Source organism: Leptospira kemamanensis (assembly GCF_004769665.1).
Classification (GTDB): Bacteria; Spirochaetota; Leptospiria; order Leptospirales; family Leptospiraceae; genus Leptospira_A; species Leptospira_A kemamanensis.
Genome location: NZ_RQGG01000032.1, coordinates 104,101 through 128,555, shown reverse-complemented (window position 1 = coordinate 128,555; position 24,455 = coordinate 104,101). Strand labels below are relative to the sequence as shown.

The 24,455-nt window shown below is 38.3% G+C and carries 17 protein-coding genes; 12 read left to right on the top strand and 5 right to left on the bottom strand.

Annotation, left to right across the window (positions count from 1 at the left end; genetic code table 11):
* Positions 1-2 precede the first annotated feature (2 nt).
* On the bottom strand, positions 3-1,133 hold the full coding sequence (locus EHQ59_RS10765) for a FliG C-terminal domain-containing protein (protein WP_135619656.1): 1,131 nt from the start codon (positions 1,131-1,133) through the stop codon (positions 3-5).
* 113 nt (positions 1,134-1,246) lie between these two features.
* Here EHQ59_RS10765 and EHQ59_RS10760 point away from each other — a divergent pair, with 113 nt between their 5' ends.
* The 5 genes from EHQ59_RS10760 to gatB all read left to right on the top strand — a co-directional run bounded on the left by EHQ59_RS10760 (position 1,247) and on the right by gatB (position 9,886).
* Positions 1,247-3,361 (top strand): adenylate/guanylate cyclase domain-containing protein, encoded by a 2,115-nt coding sequence (locus EHQ59_RS10760; protein ID WP_135619655.1) that lies wholly within the window; start codon positions 1,247-1,249, stop codon positions 3,359-3,361.
* Positions 3,349-5,499 carry an adenylate/guanylate cyclase domain-containing protein gene (locus EHQ59_RS10755; RefSeq protein ID WP_135619654.1) on the top strand — a complete coding sequence of 717 codons (2,151 nt, stop codon included), beginning with the start codon at positions 3,349-3,351 and terminating at the stop codon, positions 5,497-5,499. The genes EHQ59_RS10760 and EHQ59_RS10755 overlap by 13 nt, the downstream gene beginning before the upstream one ends.
* Positions 5,500-5,584: 85 nt before the next feature.
* The gene (locus tag EHQ59_RS10750; RefSeq protein WP_135619653.1) at positions 5,585-7,060 is read left to right on the top strand and encodes an aldehyde dehydrogenase family protein; all 1,476 of its coding nucleotides are present in this window, start codon (positions 5,585-5,587) and stop codon (positions 7,058-7,060) included.
* Positions 7,061-7,260: 200 nt separating this feature from the next.
* A complete protein-coding gene (locus EHQ59_RS10745; RefSeq protein WP_135619652.1) occupies positions 7,261-8,364 on the top strand; it encodes a bacteriohemerythrin in 1,104 nt (367 codons plus the stop codon).
* 58 nt (positions 8,365-8,422) lie between these two features.
* On the top strand, positions 8,423-9,886 hold the full coding sequence (gene gatB / locus EHQ59_RS10740; protein WP_135619651.1) for an Asp-tRNA(Asn)/Glu-tRNA(Gln) amidotransferase subunit GatB: 1,464 nt from the start codon (positions 8,423-8,425) through the stop codon (positions 9,884-9,886).
* 7 nt (positions 9,887-9,893) lie between these two features.
* Here gatB and EHQ59_RS10735 read toward each other — a convergent pair whose 3' ends face one another.
* From EHQ59_RS10735 to cobT, 3 genes are read right to left on the bottom strand one after another with little or no spacing between them, the layout of a single operon-like run.
* The gene (locus tag EHQ59_RS10735) at positions 9,894-10,487 is read right to left on the bottom strand and encodes a histidine phosphatase family protein (protein WP_135619650.1); all 594 of its coding nucleotides are present in this window, start codon (positions 10,485-10,487) and stop codon (positions 9,894-9,896) included.
* Positions 10,472-11,299, bottom strand: coding sequence for an adenosylcobinamide-GDP ribazoletransferase (locus EHQ59_RS10730; RefSeq protein WP_135620009.1), 828 nt, complete (start codon positions 11,297-11,299; stop codon positions 10,472-10,474). The genes EHQ59_RS10735 and EHQ59_RS10730 overlap by 16 nt, the downstream gene beginning before the upstream one ends.
* 5 nt (positions 11,300-11,304) lie before the next feature.
* Positions 11,305-12,363, bottom strand: coding sequence for a nicotinate-nucleotide--dimethylbenzimidazole phosphoribosyltransferase (gene cobT, locus EHQ59_RS10725; RefSeq protein ID WP_135619649.1), 1,059 nt, complete (start codon positions 12,361-12,363; stop codon positions 11,305-11,307).
* Between the two features lie 163 nt (positions 12,364-12,526).
* Between cobT and dnaE the strand changes: the two genes are divergently transcribed.
* The 3 genes from dnaE (at position 12,527) to EHQ59_RS10710 (ending at position 19,131) form a co-directional block, all read left to right on the top strand.
* Entirely contained in the window at positions 12,527-16,024 is a 3,498-nt protein-coding gene (dnaE, locus tag EHQ59_RS10720; RefSeq protein ID WP_135620008.1) for a DNA polymerase III subunit alpha, read from the top strand.
* A 5-nt stretch (positions 16,025-16,029) separates the two neighbouring features.
* Positions 16,030-17,142 (top strand): AraC family transcriptional regulator, encoded by a 1,113-nt coding sequence (locus tag EHQ59_RS10715; protein ID WP_135619648.1) that lies wholly within the window; start codon positions 16,030-16,032, stop codon positions 17,140-17,142.
* Between the two features lie 93 nt (positions 17,143-17,235).
* Positions 17,236-19,131, top strand: a complete 1,896-nt coding sequence (locus EHQ59_RS10710; protein WP_135619647.1) for an AMP-dependent synthetase/ligase — start codon at positions 17,236-17,238, stop codon at positions 19,129-19,131.
* Between the two features lie 121 nt (positions 19,132-19,252).
* Here the strand turns inward: EHQ59_RS10710 and EHQ59_RS10705 are convergent, their stop codons facing one another.
* Positions 19,253-20,167, bottom strand: a complete 915-nt coding sequence (locus EHQ59_RS10705; protein ID WP_135619646.1) for a M23 family metallopeptidase — start codon at positions 20,165-20,167, stop codon at positions 19,253-19,255.
* Positions 20,168-20,212: 45 nt separating this feature from the next.
* Here EHQ59_RS10705 and EHQ59_RS10700 point away from each other — a divergent pair, with 45 nt between their 5' ends.
* Genes EHQ59_RS10700 through EHQ59_RS10685 form a run of 4 tightly spaced genes read left to right on the top strand, consistent with a single transcriptional unit; the run spans position 20,213 to position 24,423 of the window.
* On the top strand, positions 20,213-21,130 hold the full coding sequence (locus EHQ59_RS10700; protein ID WP_135619645.1) for a sigma-70 family RNA polymerase sigma factor: 918 nt from the start codon (positions 20,213-20,215) through the stop codon (positions 21,128-21,130).
* 36 nt (positions 21,131-21,166) lie between these two features.
* On the top strand, positions 21,167-21,877 hold the full coding sequence (locus EHQ59_RS10695; RefSeq protein WP_135619644.1) for a hypothetical protein: 711 nt from the start codon (positions 21,167-21,169) through the stop codon (positions 21,875-21,877).
* Between the two features lie 12 nt (positions 21,878-21,889).
* Positions 21,890-23,707 carry a CHAT domain-containing protein gene (locus tag EHQ59_RS10690; RefSeq protein WP_135619643.1) on the top strand — a complete coding sequence of 606 codons (1,818 nt, stop codon included), beginning with the start codon at positions 21,890-21,892 and terminating at the stop codon, positions 23,705-23,707.
* Positions 23,704-24,423 (top strand): hypothetical protein, encoded by a 720-nt coding sequence (locus tag EHQ59_RS10685; RefSeq protein ID WP_244245493.1) that lies wholly within the window; start codon positions 23,704-23,706, stop codon positions 24,421-24,423. The genes EHQ59_RS10690 and EHQ59_RS10685 overlap by 4 nt, the downstream gene beginning before the upstream one ends.
* Positions 24,424-24,455: the final 32 nt, after the last annotated feature.

Sequence of the window (24,455 nt, the reverse complement as noted above, 5' to 3'; positions counted from 1 at the left end):
CCTTACTTCAATCTCCAAAGTTTCACTTTGCCTTCATCCATTGCTTCCCGCAAACGATCCAAAACTCCTTTTTGAGCTTCTTCGATCTCAGCGAGAGAAACAGGACCTAATGAATCCCATTCGATCTTTATGTCTTTCACAAGCCAAGATTCCAAATTGGAATAAACTTGGTCACGAAATTCAGTCTCCACACCCTTCAAAGCACAAGCAATGACAAGAGGATGGATCTCAGAAAAAAACCGAGTGAGACTTGTCCTTCCTAAATGAAGGAGGTCTTCCAAACGAAAGTAGTGTTCTACTATAGTTTCGGCATATTCTGGGCTTTTTTTCTGAATTCGTTCAATTAAATTTTGAGATGGCAAAAAAGGAAGCCTGGTGAGAATTTCCCCCGCGGTTTTGGCTTTGCGGCTTCTGATTTTCGAAACCGGCATTTTTTTCTCAATCAGCTCCATTTTGAAGCGCAGGAAACGTTCGAGTAGGTCGCGTTCTCTGTCCGAGTGGTAATCAATCAGAGAAAGTGCCAAAATGATCTCTTCTCTATGTGTTTCTGGATACTCAGAAAGCACCTCAGAAGCCGATTCTGGGTCAGAAAAACTTAAGACCCTAGCAACGACTTCGGGAGTCTCGTCACGGGTTAGATTTCGGAGCATTTCCGTCGAAAACTTCGGCAATTCCGACCAAATGGGGCCAGATCGTTTGGATTCTTCTTCTTTGAGGATTTCTTCCAAAAGGGAATACAATTCGTTGGTCTCTGGATTTGCTTTGTGTTGGTTTTCTCCCGAAAGACGATACGGAACTTGCGTAGGGAAGGCATCCGATTCTTTGTTCTCACCAAACTGGGGAGTCGGGACTTGCCAGGATTTCGCATTCGGGCCCAGGTTCGTGTTTCCCGTTTGGGCCCTGCTTTCCTTTTGGTACAACTTGGTTCCCAACCCTTTTTTTTGCAGGAAATGAGTGAAGGAGAGTAAGATATCCTTTTCTTGGCCTTTGGTAGGAGATGGGTTCGTTTCTACTTTTAAAAGAAGGGACTCGATCTCAGCATCAGTCATATGGGCGAACACTTCATCCGGTAAGTACTGGCCTAAAATTTGGTATGCCAATGCGGCTTTATTGGGTCCGGAAGAAGGTGCCATTTAGGAGACATAATAGCTTAGTCATTGCTTCGTACAAACCAAAAAATATTATTTTTTTCATTTTGAAAACTTCCTTTCCAAATAAGCCTCAGAAATGTCTCTGAAGGATAGGGATGACCCTCTTCAATCGCATCATTCTTTGTCTCGTTTTTCTCACAATGGCATGCCAACTTGTGACTCCTTCTAAGGAAGTTACGTCTGGAAACCTAGACCTTCGTTCCTTCCCATGGAAAACAGGCAAGGCAATCAAACTCCAGGGAGAATGGAAATTTTATCCACATACTTTAGGTGATATTTCGCCTGATGCTAGTTATTCTCTTCTTCCCGTCCCTGCTCTTTGGAATGAAGTGCCACTTCGTTCGAATATGATCGATGGAAAAGGGTATGGAACTTATATTTTAGATATTTTATTACCAAACGAATCACAAATTTATTCTTTGTATTTGCCAGAGGTGCGAACAAGTTTTCGGATAACGGCTGCTAATCGAGTTGTACTTTCTGGGTATCCAGGCCCTAACAAACAGACTACATTGCCGAGTGCTCAAGGTCAAAGTTTTACCTTTGTTTCAAAAGACCAAATCCAAATCAAAATTGAAGTGAGTAATTTCCATCATAAAGAAGGTGGATTACCAAATGCACCGATTTTTGGCACTGCGGAAACCATTCAAAACTATATTTTGGGGGAGAGTACGATGGACATTGCACTAACAGGTGCTTTGTTTATGTTCGGTTTGTATCATTTTATTTTATTTTTTTATCGGAACAAACAAAGAGAGGCATTTTATTTTGGATTCTTTTGTTTGGTGTTTGCCTTACGATTGCCGTTTGTAGGAAGCAAAACCATTTATGCGATGTTCCCAAATATCCCTTGGGAACTTGTCATTTATGTTGAATACGCTTCCGTATTTGTGTTAGGGATTTTGTTTTTGTGGTTTGTGGATGGGCTTTTCCCACGTTTTATCGAAACGAGACTCATTCGTTATTTTAGTGCTTTTGTACAATTTATTTTGGTATATGGACTCATCATCAAACCAGAGTTTTACACGGAGTTTGAAGTTGTGTTTCAAGTGTTAGGTGTAGTTTTTGCTGTATTTTTGGGGATACGTTTGTTACAAATGGTGGTAAAAGGATTACCGGATTCTCATATTTTCTTTTTAGGATATTTGATTTTATTTTTTGGGTTTATGTATGATGTTTCCCTGGCTTATACAGGAGAAGGGGAATCTTTCTTATCACAAATTGCTGTGTTTCTGTTTTTCGGTGTTCAATCTACCATTGTGACACTTCGTACGGCAAGAAACTTCCACAAAAAAATACTTCTGAAAGAAGAGTTTGAAACCATCAACGAACAATTCATTTTAACAAATCGTTTTTATGCCAAGTTTATTCCACGTGATTTTTTAACTCATCTAGGTAAGGAAAGTATCGAAGAAGTAAAGTTAGGAGATAGTACCGAACGAGAAATAACAGTTTTATTCGCTGATATCTGGGAATTTTGGGATATTATATATTCCATACCTCTTGAAAATCGAATATTATTTACGAACTCGTATTTGGGAAGAATTGGTCCTTGTGTTCGCCGAAACGATGGATTTGTGGATAAATACATTGGAAGTGCAGTGATGGCACTGTTTGACGGTGGAATTCGAAATTCGATCAAAGCAGCTATCGACATCCAATGGGAAATCGAATCTTATAACGAAAGGCGTAGGGGGTTCGGATATCTTCCATTACATGCAGGTATTGGCATTCATTCAGGAGATACCATGCTTGGAATCTTGGGAGAAGAGGAGCGAATTGAATCTACGGTCATTTCCGATACTGTCAATTTAGCTAGTAGAATCCAAGGGTTAACAAAAAAATACAATGCAAGGATTGTTGTTAGCCTAACATCCCTTATGTTGCACGAAGATTTAGATACAATTCCCTACCGCATTTTAGATTTCGTGCGTGTTCAGGGGAAACAAGAAAGTGTGATGCTTGCAGAAGTTTTGATACCTGGAATTGATTCAATATCTGATCAAAAAATTATTTATCGAGAACAATTTGAGGCTGCTGTCTTTGATTATGAACGAGCTGATTTCGTTTCTGCTCTTAGGGGATTTCGAGAAGTTTTAAATAATAATCCTGAAGACATTGCCGCACAAATTTATATCGAAAGATGTGAATATTACCAAACGGCTGGTGTCGGTGAGGATTGGGATGGGGTTTCTACATGGGAAAAATAAAACTATTACGAACCTTATTCAAATTTCCTATTTATCTTATTTTATTTGGATTCTTTTTTTCGTGTAACTTGAATCAGGCGAAGAAAGCAGAAAAAGGATATTTAGAAATTCCTGAAGTTTTCGTTGATCATCACAAAAAAGTTTCTCTGGGTGGGGAATGGGAATTCTATTGGAACGAACTCTATGGTGAGTCTTTATTTCATAAAATTGAAACAAAACAACATGGTTATATAAAAGTCCCATCTTCTTGGAATTCAGCGCGTCCTGAGGGAGAAGGTGGTGATGGATTTGCGAGTTTTCGTTTAGTGGTAAAGATACCTGATCCTAACATTCGTTATTATTTGCGAGTCCAACCTGCAACAAGTGCATATGAGTTGTATATCAATCGTCAAAAAATCGCAAGTTCAGGAATAGTAGGACCAGATGAAATTTCTGCTAAACCAAAATACCAAATTCAATATGTATCCTTTCAACCAGAATCTTATGAACAAGAAATCATTTATGTAGTTAGTAATTTTCACCATGCTCGAGGTGGATTCCGAAAACCAATTGAGATTGGAACCAAAGAAGTCATTCAAAACGAATCTTTAATGTATTCTGCGGGTGAAGTGTTTGTTTTTGGAGCAATGCTCACTATGGCTTTGTACCAACTCACAGTGTTTTTCTTTCGTAGAGAAGAAAAAAGTTCACTTTTCATTGCTTTGTTTTGTTTGTTCACGGGCTTACGTTTAGTTGTTTTAGATAATTATTATATTGTGTATGCTTTTCCTGATTTTTCTTGGAATTGGATGCAGGTCTTAGATTATATATCGGCACCACTGCTTGTTTGTTTTTTCTTAAGTTACTTACGAAGTTTATTCCCTGGAAAATCGGAAGTTCCCAATTGGATGTTAAAATCTTGTTGGAGTTTGAGTTTGGTTTATGTTTTATTTGTTCTACTCACAGATCCAAAATTATTCACTACAACCAATATTGTTTCCCAAGTGTTTATTTTATTTTTTAGTATCTGTTCCTTTTATGTGATCCTTCGGATTTATCGCCAAAGAAAACGAGATAGTAGTTTAGTTTTTTACGGATCAATCATTCTGATGTTTGGATCCACTCATGATTTGATGGCTGGAAATTATTGGTTCCAAGCGCAACCACTCATGCCATTTTCTCTATTTGTTTTCTTTTTATTTCAAAGTATCCTCCTTGCTCGTCGAAATGCACGGTTTTATTCTTCGATGGATACTTTGACTACGGAACTCATTGAAGTGAACAATCGACTCGAGTCATCTAACAAAGTGTATGCTAAGTTTGTTCCCTTAAGACTCATTCAATTATTCTCTAAAAAAGACGATTCAAAAGTGAAACGTGGTGACTTTATTGTAAAACAAATGTCAGTGTTATCTTCCGACATTCGAGATTTTACAGCTATATCAGAAACGCTAAGCCCAGAAGAAACATTTCTATTTTTAAATGATTATCTTAGGCAAGTGGGTCCAATCATTCGTTCCCATAATGGTTTTATCGAAAAATATGTGGGAGATGCCATCTTTGCTCTTTTTGAAAAAGAACCTGAGGATGCCTTGTCTGCCGCAATTCAAATGCACAAAACAATTGCTAAGTGGAATTCGGAAAGTCACAACCATCGAGTTGGAGAAATCCAAATTGGTGTTGGAATCCATTTTGGAGAATTGATGCTTGGGATCGTGGGTGAAGAACAAAGAATTGAATCTGCAGTTTTGTCTGATTCTATGGGAGTTGCCAATTCTTTGGAATCCATGACCAAAAAATATGGTGCCAAAATCATTTTGAGTTTGGATGCTCTTTTGGAACTAAAAGAACCCGATTCTTATCCTCATCGACTGTTGGATTTTATTAAAATACCAGCCAAACAAAAGTTAATTGGGATTGCGCAGGTGCTCGTGGACGGAGTGGAAGAATCTTTTCACTTAAAGATCCAAACCAAAGAGGAATTTGAAGAGAGTGTGAATTTGTTTTGGGATGGAGATTTTAAAGGGGCAGAACTAGGATTTTTGTCGGTTTTGAATCGGGACCCATCGGACAAAGCTGCCAATCTATATTTGGAGCGAGCTAAACAATACATCCAAAATGGGCCCCCTCCAGGATTCGGAAAGGGATTTTTGGCATAAAAAAGACATAGAATCGCCTAGGTTTTCGAAAAAGTTCTTGAACTTCCTCTCTAACTGAACGAGAGTCAGTAATACGGAGATTCCCATGACCCAAGCTACCCTTTCTACGGCCAACGTAAGCAATACGGCCGTCATCCAAACCAAAAGTTTTACTCCCAAAGACATTGATCGAATTTTTAATGCCCAAAAGAAAAAGTCTCTAGAACTTCGTTTGACGAATTACAAAACACGAATTCTCAAACTGAAAAAATTAAAGGATGCTGTTTTGAAATACCAAACAGAAATCCAAAAAGCACTTCATTCTGACTTTCGTAAGTCAGCAGGCGAAGTTGATATCACAGAAATTTTACCAACGATTGCTGAAATCAATGATGCCATTCGCCACATTAAACATTGGATGCGTCCGAAAAATGTAATGACTCCTCCAACTCTTCTTGGTGCGACAAGTCGTATAGTTTATGAACCCAAAGGAGTTTGTCTCATCATTGCTCCTTGGAATTATCCTTTTCATTTGGCCATTGCTCCTCTTGCTGCTGCAATCGCTGCTGGAAACACTGTGATGTTAAAACCATCTGAGTTTACCCCAAATACGGCGAACGTCATCAATCTTATGTTAAGTGAGATTTTTTCAGAAGACGAAGTTGCTGTTTTCGAAGGGGATGTGAGTGTTGCCACGGCTCTACTTGAAATTCCTTTTGATCATATATTTTTCACTGGATCTACTCCAGTTGGAAAAATTGTGATGGCAGCAGCTGCAAAAAACTTAACTACCGTAACGTTAGAGTTAGGTGGAAAATCACCATCAATCATCGCTGAAGATGCTGATATGAAAGTCGCTGCAGAACGAATTATGTGGGGTAAGTTTCTCAATGCAGGCCAAACTTGTGTGGCACCTGATTATTTACTCATTCCTGAAGCAAAAGTTGATGAATTTGTAAAACATGCAAAGGAAACTACAGAAAGTTTTTTTAAATCGAAACCAGAAAACTTCACAGCAAGCACTGACTTTTGTCGAATTGTGAACGCAAAAAACTTTACACGAGTTTCTTCTTACATTGATGAAGCGGTGAAAAAAGGTGCAAAAGTGGCGTATGGTGGAGAGGTGAGAAGCTCTGATAACTTTATCGCACCTACTATCCTTACGAATGTTTCTTTAGATGCAAAGATTATGGAAGATGAAATTTTTGGACCACTTCTTCCTATCGTAACCTATAAAACACTCGATGACGCGATCCACATCATCAATGAAAGACCAAAACCTTTGGCATTGTACATCTTTACTAAAAAAAGAAGTACATCCAAATATGTTCTTCGTAGAACAAGTTCTGGTGGAGCAGTGATCAATGACGTGATTTTACATTTGGTAAATCCAAATTTACCATTTGGTGGAGTGAATCATTCTGGTCATGGAAGTTACCATGGAATTTTTGGATTCAAAACTTTCTCACATGAAAGATCGGTATTACAAACACCGAAGGCTTCCATTGCAAAGTTAATGTATCCACCTTATTCTGGTTTTGTGCGACTTATGGTGAAACTCACTACAAAGTTTTTTGTATAAACTAGAAACAAAAACAACACTCCCGAGTTTCTCTCGGGGGTGACGTCTTCCCTTCCACAATCAATCCCACCTACCACAAAGAAACGAATTCAATCCTTCCATTTTCTAAATTTGGTTTGATTCTAATCCTTTGATAAATATCAATTTAGGTTTTTCCTCAATTTCCGTGACAGCATTGAGTGCTTCCATTTTGTGGAATCATGCAAAAGGATTCTTCCGCGCATCTCGATTCTCTACGTATCACTTGGTTAAGTGAACCGTTTTTTCTTGGCATTCCCATCATTGACTTACAACATGTGTGGCTTGTGCATATCATCTTGGAGTTGGAAGAAGAAATCGTGGAAGCTGAAAAAAATGATTCAGATGTCAACGTCCATGTTTCCTTCCGAAAAGCACTCGATTATGTAGCGGAACATTTTGCTTTGGAAGAGGACATCCTAGAACATTTTAACTATCCGAATTTCAAAGAACATGTGCAGGGCCACCGTAGATTTGTGGAACGCCTAACAGAAAAATACTATGAAGCCAAAAACAATCAAATGGCTGCCCTTGGGATTTTACAAATCCTGAAAAAATGGTTATTCCAACATATATTACACGATGATACCGATTATGCAGAATTTTTTAAAGCATCAAACCTTGATCTTAAGTCGTATTGTAATCAAATTTTAAAATCAGGTAAGTATCCAATTTCAAAAGAACAACTTTTGATTTACCAAAATATTGTCCAAATTGATACCACTTCGATTTCCCTTCACGAACAGTCCATAGATACAATCCAAGAAATACGTAACATTTGGAAAACTTACAATTTGTCGACGGGAATACCCATCATCGATTTACAACACATTTGGTTATTAAAGATGATTGTGGAGTTAGATCATTCACTTAAGTTAGGTGATGGAGCCAGTGAGACGTTTCACAAAGTCATCGCGGAGGCGATTGAATACACAAAGGACCATTTTGGCGTGGAAGATAAAATTATGCGTTACTTTCGGTATACGGATGTTGTGCAACACATGAACCAACACAAACGGTTTATTGAATTTATCAAAATGAGAAACGACGAATACAAACTAGGGAATCCTCGGGTAGGTTTACATTTGGTGCAGGATCTACGAAATTGGTTACTCTCTCACATTGCTTTGGAAGATAAAAAAATTGGTCTGGCGTTTGAATCTCGGGTAAGAGAACTTTCCGAGTTCACGAAAAAACTCCACCAAAGTGGGGAAATTGGTATTTCGCGAGAACAAAAAAATCTATATAAATTGGTCCTGCAATCGGTCCCAGACCCATTGGATTAAAATCTGGTGGAATTTGAATTGCCAGGTTCATTTTCTGTGAAAATCCTGTTATCAAACCATGGAATACGAAGTCATCATCGGTCTGGAAGTGCACGTCCAGCTGAATACCAATTCAAAAATATTTTCCACTGCCACTAACGAATTTGGTGGTAGTCCCAATACTCATATTTCGCCCTTATGTGTTGCCCTTCCAGGCACCTTGCCTGTGTTAAATGAAGTTGTGTTAGAAAAAGCAGTGAGAGCTGGTGTCGCTCTTGGATGTGAGATCACACAATTCACAAAATTTGATCGTAAAAATTATTTTTATCCGGACCTTCCAAAGGGGTATCAAATTTCACAATTTGACAAACCATATGCAACGAAAGGTGGGATTCATATCCAATTGAAAGGGGAGACGGAAGAAAAGTTCCTACCTCTCACACGTATTCATATGGAAGAAGATGCAGGTAAACTCATTCACTCCCATGATCCATCGATCAATCGTTCTTATGTGGATTATAACCGCGCAGGAACTCCGCTGATTGAAATTGTTTCGGAACCAGACCTTCGTTCATCGGATGAAGCCTATGCTTATTTAAATGAATTAAAAACCATCTTACGTTATATCCAAGTTTCGGATTGTAACATGGAAGAAGGTTCGCTTCGTTGTGATGCTAACGTATCCATTCGTCCCAAAGGGGAAAAAGGATTTCGTACTCGAGTAGAAATCAAAAACCTAAACTCGTTTAAGGCCGTAAAACAAGCGATCGACTATGAAGTGGAATGGCAAAAGGATGTTTATTCTAGAGGTGAGTCATTCAAACAAATGACAAAACTTTGGGATGCAACTCTTCTCAAAACACTTCCCATGCGTTCCAAAGAAATGAGCCATGACTATCGTTATTTTCCGGAACCTGATTTACCAACGATCCAAATTACGGACTCGTTTATTGAAGACATTCGAAAAACATTACCGGAACTTCCAAGACAAAAAAAGGAACGTTACAAAACAGAACTTGGTCTTCCTGAGTATGATGCAGAAGTATTAACCAGTGAAAGAGAAATTGCTGAGTACTTTGAAGAAGCTCTTGTGATTTCTGGAGATGCTAAAAAAACATCCAACTGGGTCAAAGATGAAATTTTAGGAATTGTGAATAAAGAAAATATTTCCATCCAAGAATTTGCCATTGATCCAGTTCGCATTGGAAAACTTGTGAAACTCATCAACTCAGGAGAGATCACAGGAAAAATTGCCAAAACCATTTTCGAAGATATGTTAACTTCGAAAGACCAACCAGAAACCATCGTCGAGAAAAAAGGACTCAAAGTCGTTCGTGATGACAAAGCTCTAGAAGAAATTGTGATTCGAGTGCTTGCATCTCAACCAGAATCAGTGGAAGGTTGGAAAAACGGAAAGGACCGCGTGTTAGGTGCGATTGTCGGTGGTGTGATGAAAGAAACCAAAGGGAAAGCTGATCCGAAGCTCGTAAACGATCTGATTCTTTCCAAATTAGGCCCGTTAGGTGAAAAAAAGAAGGTGTAAAACCTTCTTAAATTTCTATCTTGTGAACCGATCCAAATTCCACTGGGGACTTAAATGCTTCCTCATGTGGAATTCCTTTGATACGACAGAGGATTGCTCTGATGGGTCCCGAATGACAAACGACAATCATAGTCTTTAAAGTTCTTTGTTGTTCTAATTCCCATTTCTCTTTTAAAAAACCGTTTGGTTTCCAATCTTCTAAAAACAAATCCACTCTGCGGATAAGATCAGTGAAGGCTTCCCCGTTTGGGGTTCGCGCGTTTACAAAGTCTTTCATCCAGGGTACGGTTTCTTTTCTCGGAATTTCTTCCCAAAGTTTTCCATCCCAATCACCAAAATCCATCTCTAACAATCGTTCATCGGTATTAATGGCGAGCTCTGATGGATTTTGATTTGGATGGTATTTGGAAAGTAAGGCATTTGCTAATTTTTGGGCACGCGGAGCAGGGCTAGAAAGAAAATGATCAAAGTTAGGTGGTAGGTAAGAGAAGGTAGAGTCGGCAGTATCTTCCACTGGGTATTTTAGTGGAAAGTCGGTCCTTCCGTAACATGTGCCCTTTGGAGCGATGGTTTCTGGGTGGCGGATTAAATAAAGTTCCATAAAAAGACTCCTGAAATCCAAAGACAAGTTTCCACAACTTGTTGGACAGCACCCAAACAATCCCCCGTAAACCCTTGGATCCATCGTTTCATCAATCGATACATGTAGATATAACTAGGGATGATGCAGAGAAGGCTTAAGAAAAAGTTTGGATGTAAGTAAGAAAGAAACAAATAAGGCAAAATTCCCAAAAGACTTGCAAAAAGAATTTGTGGCCAAGTGATTTCTTTTGCCATTGGTTTCGCATATCCTTCTTCCTTCGCGTAAGGCAAAAGTTTCATCATAAATACGGATAAAAATCGACTAAGTGTGTGAGCGCTTACAAAATACAACCAAACGCTGATTAAATGAATGTCGTTAGTTAGATTAGAAACTATTGGAAGGTTTTTTCTTTGAAAATAAGAAAAGGTTTCGTTTGCACCCAAAACTTTTAATAAAACAAGAAGGGAAATTCCAACAGCACCAAAACTACCAACGCGGCTGTCTTTCATGATGCGTAAAATATCCTCTCGTTTCCACCCACCACCGATCCCATCACAAAAATCAGAAAATCCATCTTCGTGAAAAGCACCAGTCAGGATGAGTAAAAAACCAAGAGAGATGATAAAAGCAATAGTTGGTCCAAACAAAAGTTGAAACAATAGGAATACGCCAAACTGTAAACTACCAAGTAAACATCCTACACACGGTGAATATTTAATGGAATGGTGTAACCATTCTTCTTTAAAACCAATCCAACGCGGAGAAGGAATCCGAGTGAGAAAGGACATACAAACAAAAAATAAACGTATCTCTAAAAGGATGTATTGAATCATACTTATGAATTTGATTCCGAATGACTGACACCAGCATCGGCAAAGGAGGCCATTTCATTCATAAACTTAACGCTCAGTTCGACAAGGGGGTATGCCGCAAGGGCTCCACTTCCTTCTCCCAAACGTAAATTGAGTTTTAATAGAGGTTTGATTTGGTAGTGTTCTAAAACGATGATATGCCCTTCTTCATCGGAGACATGAGAAAAAATAACATAGTCTTTTACAGTTGGATCCAGGTGATACGCTAATAAATAAGCTGCTGTTGTGATAAAACCATCCACTAGGATCAGATTTTGATTGGCCGCTGCGCCAAGCATCGCACCCGCCATCATCCCAATTTCAAATCCACCAAATTCAGAAAGGATGTCTATTGGATCATTTAGTTTTCCTGTCCTTTGGTAAGCACGTTCTAAAATTTGTAGTTTGGTTTCTTTCCCTTCTGGATTTAGGCCAGTTCCTTTTCCCACTAATTTGGAAAGTGGTATCCCTGTTAGTTGTGATAAAATCATGGATGCAGAAGAAGTATTTCCAATTCCCATCTCACCAAACAAAAAGACATTGGTGTCTTTGTATTTTGTTTCTGAAACGAGATTTATTCCTGTTTGTAAAGAACGTATAACCTCATCTTTGGTCATGGCACTCGTGTTTAAAAAATTGGAAGTGCCTTTTCTTATTTTTTTTTGGATGAGGTGTTTTGTATCTTTCTCCCAATCGTGGTCAACACCTGTATCCACTACCTCTACATCAATCCCACTGTGTTTGGCAAAAACATTCGCACAAGCACCACCATTTAAAAAATTAAACACCATTTGCCAGGTTACATCTTTTGGATAAAGCGAAACGGGTTCATCTGTGATCCCATGATCTCCTGCGAACAAAATCAATTTCGGATGTTTTAAGGACGGAGAAGTTGTGTTTTGAATTTTGCAAATTTGTAACGCAACTGATTCCAAGACACCGAGTGCTCCCAAAGGTTTTGTTTTCGTATCAATTTTTTCTTGGATTTTATCTCGCAGAACATGGGTTATGGGGCTGATTTTTGGTAGGGAAAATAGGGACATAGACAAAACCAGTTTGTGTAATGCCCTGACACCTTCCATCGTTTTTGGGCTTGGATGGATTTGGCGGGTTTGGGAATTGGCATTTTGGGCCGAAAAAAATCGAAAATCCTTCCCTTGGGGCGCTTTACGTACGGGGGCATTGGCTTTACTATGTCACCAAGCCATGGAAGATTTTGCCCACCTGCACCTACACACTACTTATTCCATGTTGGATGGGGCCATTCGAATCAGTGATTTGATGAAACGAGTGAAAGAACTTGGGATGAGTTCTGTCGCCATCACTGACCACGGGAACATGTATGGTGCCATTGAATTTTATAAAGAAGCAGTCAAACACGAAGTCAAACCCATCATCGGTTGCGAATTTTATGTAACACCTTCCAGAAGTGCAGAAACCGAGTTAGACGAAATTGCAGATGGTGGTGCTTACCACATTATTCTTTTATGCAAAAGTGAAGTTGGTTATCAAAATATCATCAAGTTGGCCAGTCGTTCCTTTACGGAAGGTTTTTATCGCAAACCCCGTATTGATTATGATTTATTAGAACGACATAGCGAAGGGCTTGTATGTTTGACAGCATGCCTTGCGGGAGAAGTAAATCGTAAAATTCTGGAAGGCAAAGAAGACAAAGCGTATGCGTTAGCTGGTCGTTTGCATGAGATCTTTCGTAAAGAAGATTTTTATATGGAAATCCAAGACCATGGAATTCCAGAACAAAAAATAGTTGCTGATGCCGTCATTGGTTTTTCCAAACGAACTGGCATTCCACTGGTTCTTACTAATGATTCACACTTTTTAACCAAAGATGATCGGGAAGCACAAGACATTCTATTACGCATTGGAATGCGAAAGAACATTGATGATGAAATGCGATTTGGTTTTAACCAAAACTTTTATGTCAAATCTCCGGCGGAGATGAAAGCACTTTTTCCCAATCATTTAGATGCTTATTACAATACACTTGCGATTCGTGATAAATGTTCTCTCAATTTCCAATTTGGAAATCCACTGCTTCCTCCGTTTGATGTACCTCCAGGTTACGATACAGACAGTTACTTGGAAAAATTGGTTTGGGAAGGAATTTTAGAAAAATACAAAGAGATCACACCCGTTGTCAAAGAACGTACCGAATTTGAAATGCAAACCATTCGGAACATGCATTTTGCCGGATACTTTCTCATTGTCCAAGATTATATCAACTTTGCAAGACGAACGGGAATCCCTGTAGGACCTGGTCGTGGTTCGGCGGCAGGTTCCATCATTGCCTATGCTCTTGGCATCACAAACGTAGATCCGATTCGTTATAATTTACTCTTCGAACGATTTTTAAACCCAGATCGTAAGGACATGCCAGATATTGATACGGACTTCTGTGTGGAACGACGAGAAGAAGTGATCAATTACATCAAACAAAAGTATGGTGAAAACCGAGTTGGCCAAATCATCACCTTTGGATCACTTGCTGCAAAGGCTGCGATCAAAGACGTAGCTCGTGTGTTTAATGTTCCGTTCTCTGAAGTCAATGAGATGAGTAAATTATTCCCTAAAAAATTGGGAATCACCATCCAAGAAGCAGTTGAAACTTCAAAAGACCTACGTGACGTCGCAGAAAAATCTGAACTCAATAAAAAAGTATTTTCTATTGCCCAAAAACTGGAAGGTAACTACCGTCAGGTGGGTAGACACGCCGCTGGGGTTGTCATTGCACCCACTGCATTAGAAGAAATCGTTCCTCTTTCCACAGTAAGTGAACCAGGTCGCGATGGACGTTCGATTGTCACACAATACGACAAAAATATGTCGGAACAAGTGGGACTGATCAAAATGGATATTTTAGGTTTAAAAAACTTAACTACCATTCATCACGCATCCAAACTGATCGAAAAACGACATGGAATCAAACTCGACTTAGATACGATTCCTCTGGATGACCCGGCAACGTTTAGTTTATTACGAAAAGCAAATGTTCTTGGGATCTTCCAGTTGGATTCCTCCTCAGGGATCCGCGATCTATTTGCCAAAGCGCAGGTGCAAAAATTTGAAGAGATTGCCGCCTTACTTGCGTTATATAGACCTGGCCCGATGGGATCGGGGATGTTGGATGATTATTTAGATCGTAAAAACGGAAAGAAAAAAGTTATTTTCCCACATGAAAGTTTAGCAGAAGTGTTGGGAGAAACCTATGGAGTTGTGGTTTACCAAGAGCAGGTAATGGGTATCTCGAGAATCATGGGTGGATTCTCAGTGGGAGATTCGGATGTTCTTCGTAAGGCGATGGCCAAAAAAGATAAATCCAAACTACCTGCCTTAAAAGAAAAATTCATCAAAGGTGCGATCGAAAAGAAAATCAGCGAAAAGTTAGCCTCAGAACTTTTTGAACAATTAGAAAAATTTGGTGAGTATGGTTTTAACAAATCTCACTCGGTTGCCTATGCCTTTGTGACTTACCAAACTGCTTACCTCAAAGCCAATTATTCCATTGAATACCTGACTGCTTTATTATCAGGAGACCATTCAAAGATTACTGATGTTGTGAAATACATCAATAATGCAAAAGATATGGGGATACGAATCCTTGGGCCAGATCTTAGAGAATCGGGAATTTCTTTTGAAATCACTGATGATAAAACGGTTCGATTTGGTTTGTCTTCCATCAAAGGGGTAGGGGAACTTGCCGCAGAGAATATCATCAAAAATCGAAATGAACTGGGTGGTTACAAACAACTCAGTGAGTTTACAAAAAAATTGGACACGCGCTTAGCCAATAAAAAAGTTTTGGAGTCACTCGCGCAAGGTGGTGCTTTTGATTCCTTTGGTTACACGCGGAAAACTATTTTTGAATCCACTGATATCATTATCAATTACGCAAACAAAAAACAGGCAGAAGAAAAAGAAGGCCAATTTTCTTTGTTTGGTGGTGCCAATGGTGGTGGGGAAGAAAACTTAAATCTTCCTAAAGATGGTTTGGAATGGAGTGGAGATGAACTTCTCCGCCGAGAAAAAGAAACAACAGGTTTGTATTTATCAGGCCATCCACTTGATAAGTTCACCGAACAACTCAAAACTTTAAATCCAACCTCCATCGAGAACTTAGAAGAAGTTCGTCCAAAATCCAAGGTGGAGATTGCTGGGGTTCTTTCCAAAAAGGTAGTCAAACTGACTAAGAAAAAAGAAGAGTTTGTAAACTTTATGTTGGAAGACCAAACAGGCGAAATCGAATGTGTGGCTTTTCCAAAAACATATGCTGAGTTCAAACATCTTTTTACAGAAGACAATACTGTATTTATCAAAGGAATTTTAGAACGAATTGATGCCGACGAATCAGAGTTAAAGGGTCAGATCATCGTCAATAAACTAGAAGAATTAAATTCTGTCACCATTGAGAAAAAAATGGAAAAAACACTCCATTTGACAATCAATATGAAGGAAGAAAAAAATCGAGATGTGATTTTAAAACTCCAAGACATCCTTTCGGTTCATCGTGGTGCTTCATCTGTGTTTTTTCATCTTGTGGGAAATGAAAACGAAAAAAAAGTCATTCGGGCTCATGACCATTTTTCCATCGAAATCACAACAGACCTGATGAAGATGTTAACTGATATTCTCGGCAAAGGTGCTGTGCGGTATACTGTTGGGGAAGAAGTGAGAGTTTACGGGTAAATTCTGTGGGAACAGAATCCATTTCACTGACTTTACTATTAGAGTTTTTGTGGATGGGTTCGGGTGCCATCTTTTGTATCATCTGGTCTTTATCCAATTTAGTCAAACATCGTAAAAAATCGGATTTTCTCTGGTCCTTTATTTTATTTTCCACAGGCTTATGGTTGTTAACTGGTGCCTTTATGTTTACTGGGTTTTATCTTTATTTCCCAGTCATTGTGTTTATCCACATTCCTTTCGTATTTTTATCTGCCTCATTTTTGTATCATTATTTGGAATCCTTATTTTTAGAAAAAGAAATCAAGATCCATTGGGTTTCCATTTTTCCTTCCTTAGTTTCAATGATCTTTCTCGTTCCTTATTACGTAAGTTCCCATGAAGAAAAATTAAACATCTTAGAAAATCTAACGCATTCGGAGTATGGGGCAATCCTCACTGGTCTCAATTTTGGAATTAAACTTTCGATTCTCATTTCGGTGGGAATATTTTTGATTCGGGATTGGATACCAAACGTTCGTTTGTCTGTCTTTTTTACGAAACGTGCCATTTATTCATTGGTTTTTATTCTTTTGATTTGGGTGGATTTACTGGTAGGAAGTATCGGTTTTGGATTCCAAATTCCTTTGTTTCGAAAATTAAGTGCTTATCTTCTCCCAATCCTAATGTATTTTTATTATTTCACAAGAGAACTTTGGGAACCCTTTGTCTCGGATGTCAGGGACAACATCCAAAAAAGTAAATATGAAAAATCAAAATTGACTTCCGTACCTCTGGAAATCATTGATCAGAAGTTGTATGAATTGATGTTAGAAAAAGTGTTTTGTGATGAGGACTTAAATTTGACAACACTCGCAGATCTTGTAGGTGTTAAGTCTGGTCAATTGTCCGAGTACTTTCACAAACGATATGGGTTTGGTTTTTACCAATACATCAATCAATATAGAATTGAAGAAGCAAAACGTTATTTATTGGAACCAACGGAACGAACGATTCTGTCAATCGCAGACGCGGTTGGATTTAATTCAAAGTCTACTTTCAATCGAGTTTTTTTAGAAAAGGTAGGTGTGACTCCAACCGATTTTCGTAAACAAGTAAAACAAACAAATTCATCAAATTGATCCAATTGAATAGAATCATAAGTCTCAAAGAATTCTAGAGGACGACAAAGGTTTTACTATCGGTTACCCTTTTTGTCAGAAAGAGGATTATCGATGCGAACCATGATAGATTTTTATTTGGACTTACCCAAACGATTTGGGAAAAAAAATGCATTTGCAACACGAATAGGATCTGGTGTATACCAATACAAAACCTATGACGAACTACTGACAGATGCAAAACATTTGGCGTATGGGCTCACAGAGACTTTGTATGAAAGAGATAAAGTTGCGATTTTTGCTGACAACTCCTATGAGTGGATCCAAACCAGTATTGCCACCACTCTTCTTGGTGCCATTGATGTGCCAAGAGCCTCTGACGTCACAGACCAAGACATACTCTACATCCTAAATCATTCCGAATCCAAAGTATTATTTGTAGAAAATGAAACTGTTTTTGAAAAAGTGATTCGTTTAGAAAAGGACTTAGATTTTCTAAACGAGATCATTTTGTTTTATCCACCGAAACAAAACAAGGAACTCAAATCCAGAAAATTCAAAATAAGCACCTTGCAAGAATTAGTTTCAAAAGGAATTCAATTAAGAAAAAAAGATCCTTCCGATACTTTGTTTTTAAATCATACCATCAAAGATTCTGATTTGTTCACAATGATTTATACATCTGGGACGACGGGAACTCCTAAAGGGGTTATGTTAACTCACGGAAATATCATGTTTCAGCTTACTCATTTGCCACTTAGTTTGAAAAAAGGAGACAAAACACTTTCCATTTTACCGATATGGCATATTTTCGAACGGATATTTGAAATTTTTAGTTTGTCTTACGGCGCTTGTACGTATTACAGCAGTGTTCGTACACTGAAAGAAGATTTGAAATTTGTGAAACCAAACTTTATGGCTTCTGCACCGCGACTTTGGGAAAGCATTTATTCAGGCATCATCGGAACATTAAACAAGTCATCGTTTTTGAAACAAAAAATGTTTCAAATCGCAATGATTTTTGCCAAACGTTTTTTCCATTCAAGACAAATCATTACAGGTAATGTTCTCGATATCCATCCAGTTGTTATTTGGAAACAAATGATTCGTTTCGTTTATCATTTCATTCGATTTTTTGTGATCGCCATTCCCTTTTTCGTATTTGATTTTTTAGTGTTATCAAAAATCCGAAACGCAACAGGTGGAGAACTTCGAGGTTCTGTTTCTGGTGGAGGGGCTCTACCGTTTCATGTAGATGAATTTTTTAATATGATCGGTATACCTGTGTTAGAAGGGTATGGAATGACCGAAACGGCACCTGTACTTGCCATGCGAACCTTTGAAGAAATTATCCCTGGATCTGTTGGGAAAATATTTCCAAAAACAAATCTTCGTCTTGTGGATTTACATACAGGAGAGGTTTTTCTCGATACCGAAATTGGAAAATTTGTATATGGACGAAAAGGGGAAATCCATGTCAAAGGAAAACAAGTAATGGCAGGGTATTATAAGAATCCAGAGGCAACAAATAAGGTACTGGTGGAAGATTGGCTAAACACAGGTGATTTGGGAATTTTTACTTCTAATCATCATCTAAGGATTGTCGGCCGTTCCAAGGAAACAATCGTATTGTTAGGTGGTGAAAACATAGAGCCAGTCCCAATTGAATCTAAAATTTTAGAATCTGAATGGATCGACCAATGTATGGTTGTGGGGCAAGACCAAAAATTCTTAAGTGCTCTCGTATATCCCAACCTCAATCGATTCGATACGATGCCTGGAAAAGAATTTTGGAAAGAAAAAGAAGTGATCCAAAAAATGGAATCAGAAATAAAATCCAAAATCAATGCCCAAACTGGATTTAAATCATTTGAAAGAGTTGTCGGTGTCATTGTAATCCCAAAACCATTTGAAGTTGGTGAGGAACTGACAGCGAAGTTGTCACTGAAACGGCATGTGATCACAGAAAAATACAAAAAAGAGATCCAAGCCCTTTATGAATCAAAATAGGAAGGGAAGTACAAGAATTCGACGAATTGCAGTTAGGAGGATAAAAATTTGAATTGTTTTTTAAAAAACAAATCCTAATCAAAAATTTGTGAATTTAAAACTTTTTTGAAACGTGGTGGGATTAATTTCCCCCACTAATTCTTGTAATGTTGATACTAAAGTTTCTTTCTGAGTCCTGACCTGAAAAATCCTTGGTTTGCACTTTGATCGTATTTTCTCCCGCTTTGAGATTGAGAACCCCAACCAAATATCGATCTTTGAAAAAGAGATCATCAAAACTATGACCATCTTTCGTTTTCCATTTGTTACCATCAAACTGCAAAGATTCGAAATTTGCTTTTTTATAAACTTCACCATTAAAGAGGTATTTTACTTCTTTGATTCCTCTGCGTTGGCTATTTTTAATTCCACCATCGATGATACTTACCGTGAGAGGGAATGCTTTTGAAACATTGATATTGTCCCCATCATTTAAGTTGGTGTAATTTTCTCCCACATGGATGAATAAATTGGCAATTTGAGGAGGCATGGTATCTTCTACCGCTGGTAAATAGGAAAGAGGATCCAGTAAGGTTTTACCGTAATCCTTTCCTAAGACAAAGTGTAAGTGTCCTCCAGTGGAGTGGCCTGTGTTTCCTGATATTCCGAGTGTGTCTCCCGCTTTAACTTGTGAATGATTTTTTACGAGTTCATTTCTGGTTCCACCTAAGTGGTAGTAACCGCTCACATAACCATTTTTATGTGCTACCCAAACAATATTGCCGGAACCTCTTTCTTCCTCAAATGGGTTATCTTCCGCATAACGCGAGTATAAGATGAAACCATCTCCCATCGAACGAACCGGTTGTAAAACAGAGGAGATGTCTAGTCCATTGTGAAAGTGGTCTTTTCTCGATTCACCAAATGTACTTGTTATGAGTGAGGAAAGTTCCAATCCTTGGATCGGCCAAACAAACTCAGGTTTCCCTTCGGACTTCTGTCCCCAAGTGAAAATAAAACTTGCCAGAAGAGTCAAAATCACAACAATACGTTTCATGTTATTAGAAGTCTTGGCGTGGGTTCCTTTTTAGGAAAGTAGTTTATGAATCAAACTACTTATTCCACCGAAGAAATTTTGGAACTTGTCAGAGAATGTGGGACAGGAAATGAGATCGCCCTGCAAAAGTTCTTTGATCATTATTCCCAAGATATTTATAATTTTCCCATCCGAGTCTTTCATCTAACGGAAGACGATGCTTCTGATTATTATATTTATGCGTTTGAACGTTTGAAGTCTGGAAAAAGATTCAAAAGTTTTGTCGGAAAATCTAGTTTCAAAACTTGGTTTTTTTCTGTCCTCCGAAACCTGCTCATTGATTGGCAACGCACCAAACGGGAAGTGAAAACCCAAACGGTTTCTAAGGTCAACCAAGAGGGAAAAGAATACAGCACTATTGAAGATGAACCTGACAAACGTGCCGATGCTTTGGCGACTGCACTTGATGTTTCTGACCAATTCCAATCCGTTCTTTCTTCCATCAAAATGGAAAATCGGATTGTATTTAAATTGTCTTTCATTTATTACCTGCACCTCGATCCAGACGAACTGAGATCCATCGCGGAGAAAACAAATCGTTCCGAGGAAGAGCTCCGCGTCGAAATTTTGAAATTGAGAGAGGATTTGTCCAATCGCGAAGAGGAAAACCTCAAGATGGAGGACAAAATCACTTCCTTGTATTTGAATATTCTCGATTTGAAGGAACAAAAAAAACAAAAAGCCCAAGGGGATAGTGTCGAAGCGCAATATTATAAAGAACGATTGGACCATGCCCTTGCGAAGAAGTACGAACAACGTAAAAAACTCATCGAGAAAAAACAGAAAGGTCACTTCCTCGTACGCACCCCTTATCGGGAAATTGCCCGAATCTTAGGGATTTCCGAAGGTGGAGTCAGTGTGACCCTGCTGCGAGTCCTCGAAAAAATCCAAAAAAAAATGCATTCAGTAGCGGGAGAGTCGTGATTTCCTTCGTCATACAATACATCGTGGAGGGGCCACATGGAACATCAGGACTTTAACGCAGATTCATTGGAAATTGCTCGGGAATTATTTCTAAAAGGAGCCATTCCTAGTGAGGCTGAGTTGCAAGATCACCCAGACCTTTGGGACGCATACCTGTTTTGTGAAGAAACGTTTTTTGCAACACTCCGCGAAGATGTGATGCAAGACCATTCCTTCGCCGAATCCCTTGCCCTCCAAAAAGCGGAAAACACCGTTCACCGAGCACAAGTACCGTTTCCAGAATTCCTAAAGGAATACACTCGTAAGAACCTGACAGCTCCCGAAAAGAAAGACAGTCTCATCATTCGATTATCCAAGTCTGGGATCCGCGTGATCGACAGCTTGATTTCTTCCTTAGAGATTCGCGAAAGTTTGGACTTTGCGCCTGCGATGCGATCTGCATCCACAGATGTTCGATCGAATGATGCAAACTCTGTGATTTTTGAAGAGACCACCAAAGAAAACCAAAAGTTCTACTACCAAATTGTAAAAGAAAATGAAGGGGAAGTTTATCTCTCTGTGAAAGCAGAAGGAGCTCCTGGATTCCAACAAGTGAATTTGCGTAGAGACGGTCGTTTCATTTTGTCCAATAAAATCAATTTGGACGGCAGTGCTAGTTTTTCAGGTTTAATCCCAGGTAGTTACACCATAGAGTTTGTAGGCCCGAACCTTTCAAAATCGTTTGACTTGTCCATTCTCCTTGGGTAGCTTCAAGGGAGAATGCTCTCCCTTATCATCGATCGCGTAGGCAATGTTAATATCTTCAATGTTTTAGAAGATAATCTCCCTGTCGAAGAATCTCACATACAATCCACGTTAGACGATGATTTAATTTTAGAATATTTGGGAGAAGTAGAACGACTGGTTCATGTTTCCCAATCCGTTTTATCCAAACCCAACCAGGTTTTAAATGTGGATATTTTACAGGACCTGAAGGTTCTTGGGGAAACCTTTTACCAACAGTTTTTCCCTACATCCATCATTGAAAAATTAAAGAACACAAACAAACAGAGCATTCACTTTAACATTGATCCCACTCTTGCCCTTGTCCCTTGGGAATTATTACATGATGGAAATAGTTTTCTTTCTGATAAGTTCCGCATTGGAAAAACAATTCGTGGTGGATTACATCGTTCCACACACCAAGAAAATCGTAAAATTAAAATGCTCATCATTGCGGATCCAACAGAAGATTTGCCTCATGCACAAAAAGAAGGGGAGGTTTTGTTTTCTGTCCTCAGTCAAAAAGTGCCAAACCATCTTTTGGAATTAGAATTCATCGGTGGGAAACAAGTCACCAAACTCAAGTTACTTTCTCTTATCAAAGACAAACACATCATCCATTACTCAGGTCATCTCCATTTTTCAGATGATTCTCTCGAAAACGGTTGGTTGTTATCCGATGGAAAAGTTTTAAAAGCAAGAGAAATTAAATCCACTGGGATCGATACTGATTTAGTATTTTCCAACTCTTGTATGTCTGCCAAGTCAGCAGGCAAAAAGCTGAATACCAATATCTTAAACCAGTACGCAGGTGCTTTTTTAACTGCAGGGATCAAAACCTTTGTTGGAACCAATTGGGAAATTTTAGACAATGAAAGGACAATTGATTTTACTGTCCGATTTTATACGTATTTGTTTTCGGATAAATCTGTTGGTGAGAGTTTATTTCTTTCCAAAGAATTCGCAAGAAGGAATTACCATGCCAATGATTTAACATGGGCCAATTATTCTTTGTATGGAAATCCAGACTTCTCCATGTTTGTCAAAGAAAGTAGGAATTTTCATTCTGCAAAAATCTTAAACCCTACGGCTGTTTTGGAATTTTATCCAACGCCTATTGCAGTTGCTTATTCCAAATGTGCCAATCTCAACAAAACTAAAACCATTGATAAAACCAATTTAATCAATTTGATTCGATTGTTTGAGTCGATTAGCCAAGTTGTGGGAATGATTGTATTTAGTGATCATGCTGCACATGCGATGAACAAATCCATTCCTAATAATTTAGATGATGCCGTGAGTTTACGAAAGTGGTGGGAAATTGTTTACAGTTGTGTTTGGGATTTCCAAAAACTAAAAATCACCAGTATTTTTGAGTCAGCACTTCCTGTGTTACACGAACAAAAGGAAACTATATTTAAAATTTTAGGTTGGATGGAATCATGGGAGTTAGGTGGAATTCAAACAGAAGAATTAGAATCCTATCAAATCATCCTTCAATTTTTTCTAGAAAATATGTTATTGGAATTTTCTGAATTAGAACGAATTAGTATTTTACTGGTATCAGAAAATCACAATCCACATTTTTATTTTAAAGGGATCAAACCTTCCTATCTATTTCCAACGTCTCATGGATCACGCGAAAAATTGTTAGAACAATTGTCATATCATAAAGGTAATTTGGTTTTGATTCACGAAAGTCGGAAGATGGTAATTCCTTTCCAAACTTACTTCAAAGAAAAAAAAGAAACTGGTGATTTGGAACTTGTATTCAATGGTCTCATCCCTTTTGTGCTCGGAGCCAAACAGAATTGAGTTTATGCCATCCAGAGCAAGGGAATGTTTCTTGTGGTGCCTGTTGTGGTTTATTCAATTTAAAACTTACGACCTCGGAATATAAATCCTTATTATTAGATAGAACTACTGAATTTAAAAAAACAGTTAATTTTGAAGTTAGGCATAGTTTTCCCATCTATCGAAAAGAAAGGGAAACAAAAGAGACACACATCCCTAAAAAAGATGATATGACTTACAATTGTCCTTTTTTGGGATATGTGGATGACACCAAACAAAGGATAGGTTGTATGATACATCCTATTTTTACAGGGGATCCCAAAAGCCAAAATTTTTCCTTTTATGGTACATCCATTTGCCAAGCGTATGATTGCAAAACAAAAGAAAGTGCCCTTGCTGATTTATGGGAGTCTTTGTTTGTAGAAATTGCAAAAGATTCGGTTGAATATTCTTTTTTATCAGCGGATCATATCTTTACATATGCTGTAGAAAAGTTTTTTTCTCATTCCCTATTGAATGTGGAAGATATGTTTCATTCCTATCGATTGGAATTGGTATCCTTATTTCGAATGCGATTGGATACATCACATCAAAAAAATTTTACATCCTTTGAAATCAATTACGATGCGTTTTTGACGTTAGAGTCAGTGGAATTGTATCTTACATCAGAACTTGGATTCGAATTTGAAGAGTGGAAAAAAGAGTTCGAAAGAGTGAGAAAAGAAAAACCCGAATAGAGGTGAAGTATTCGGGTTTTTGATAAGTGATT

Coding starts and splice junctions, on each gene's coding strand:
- EHQ59_RS10765 (WP_135619656.1), bottom strand. CDS start 1,133: ATGGCACCTTCTTCCGGACCCAATAAAGCCGCATTGGCATACCAAATT.
- EHQ59_RS10760 (WP_135619655.1), top strand. CDS start 1,247: ATGACCCTCTTCAATCGCATCATTCTTTGTCTCGTTTTTCTCACAATG.
- EHQ59_RS10755 (WP_135619654.1), top strand. CDS start 3,349: ATGGGAAAAATAAAACTATTACGAACCTTATTCAAATTTCCTATTTAT.
- EHQ59_RS10750 (WP_135619653.1), top strand. CDS start 5,585: ATGACCCAAGCTACCCTTTCTACGGCCAACGTAAGCAATACGGCCGTC.
- EHQ59_RS10745 (WP_135619652.1), top strand. CDS start 7,261: ATGCAAAAGGATTCTTCCGCGCATCTCGATTCTCTACGTATCACTTGG.
- gatB (WP_135619651.1), top strand. CDS start 8,423: ATGGAATACGAAGTCATCATCGGTCTGGAAGTGCACGTCCAGCTGAAT.
- EHQ59_RS10735 (WP_135619650.1), bottom strand. CDS start 10,487: ATGGAACTTTATTTAATCCGCCACCCAGAAACCATCGCTCCAAAGGGC.
- cobT (WP_135619649.1), bottom strand. CDS start 12,363: ATGTCCCTATTTTCCCTACCAAAAATCAGCCCCATAACCCATGTTCTG.
- dnaE (WP_135620008.1), top strand. CDS start 12,527: ATGGAAGATTTTGCCCACCTGCACCTACACACTACTTATTCCATGTTG.
- EHQ59_RS10710 (WP_135619647.1), top strand. CDS start 17,236: ATGCGAACCATGATAGATTTTTATTTGGACTTACCCAAACGATTTGGG.
- EHQ59_RS10705 (WP_135619646.1), bottom strand. CDS start 20,167: ATGAAACGTATTGTTGTGATTTTGACTCTTCTGGCAAGTTTTATTTTC.
- EHQ59_RS10700 (WP_135619645.1), top strand. CDS start 20,213: ATGAATCAAACTACTTATTCCACCGAAGAAATTTTGGAACTTGTCAGA.
- EHQ59_RS10695 (WP_135619644.1), top strand. CDS start 21,167: ATGGAACATCAGGACTTTAACGCAGATTCATTGGAAATTGCTCGGGAA.
- EHQ59_RS10690 (WP_135619643.1), top strand. CDS start 21,890: ATGCTCTCCCTTATCATCGATCGCGTAGGCAATGTTAATATCTTCAAT.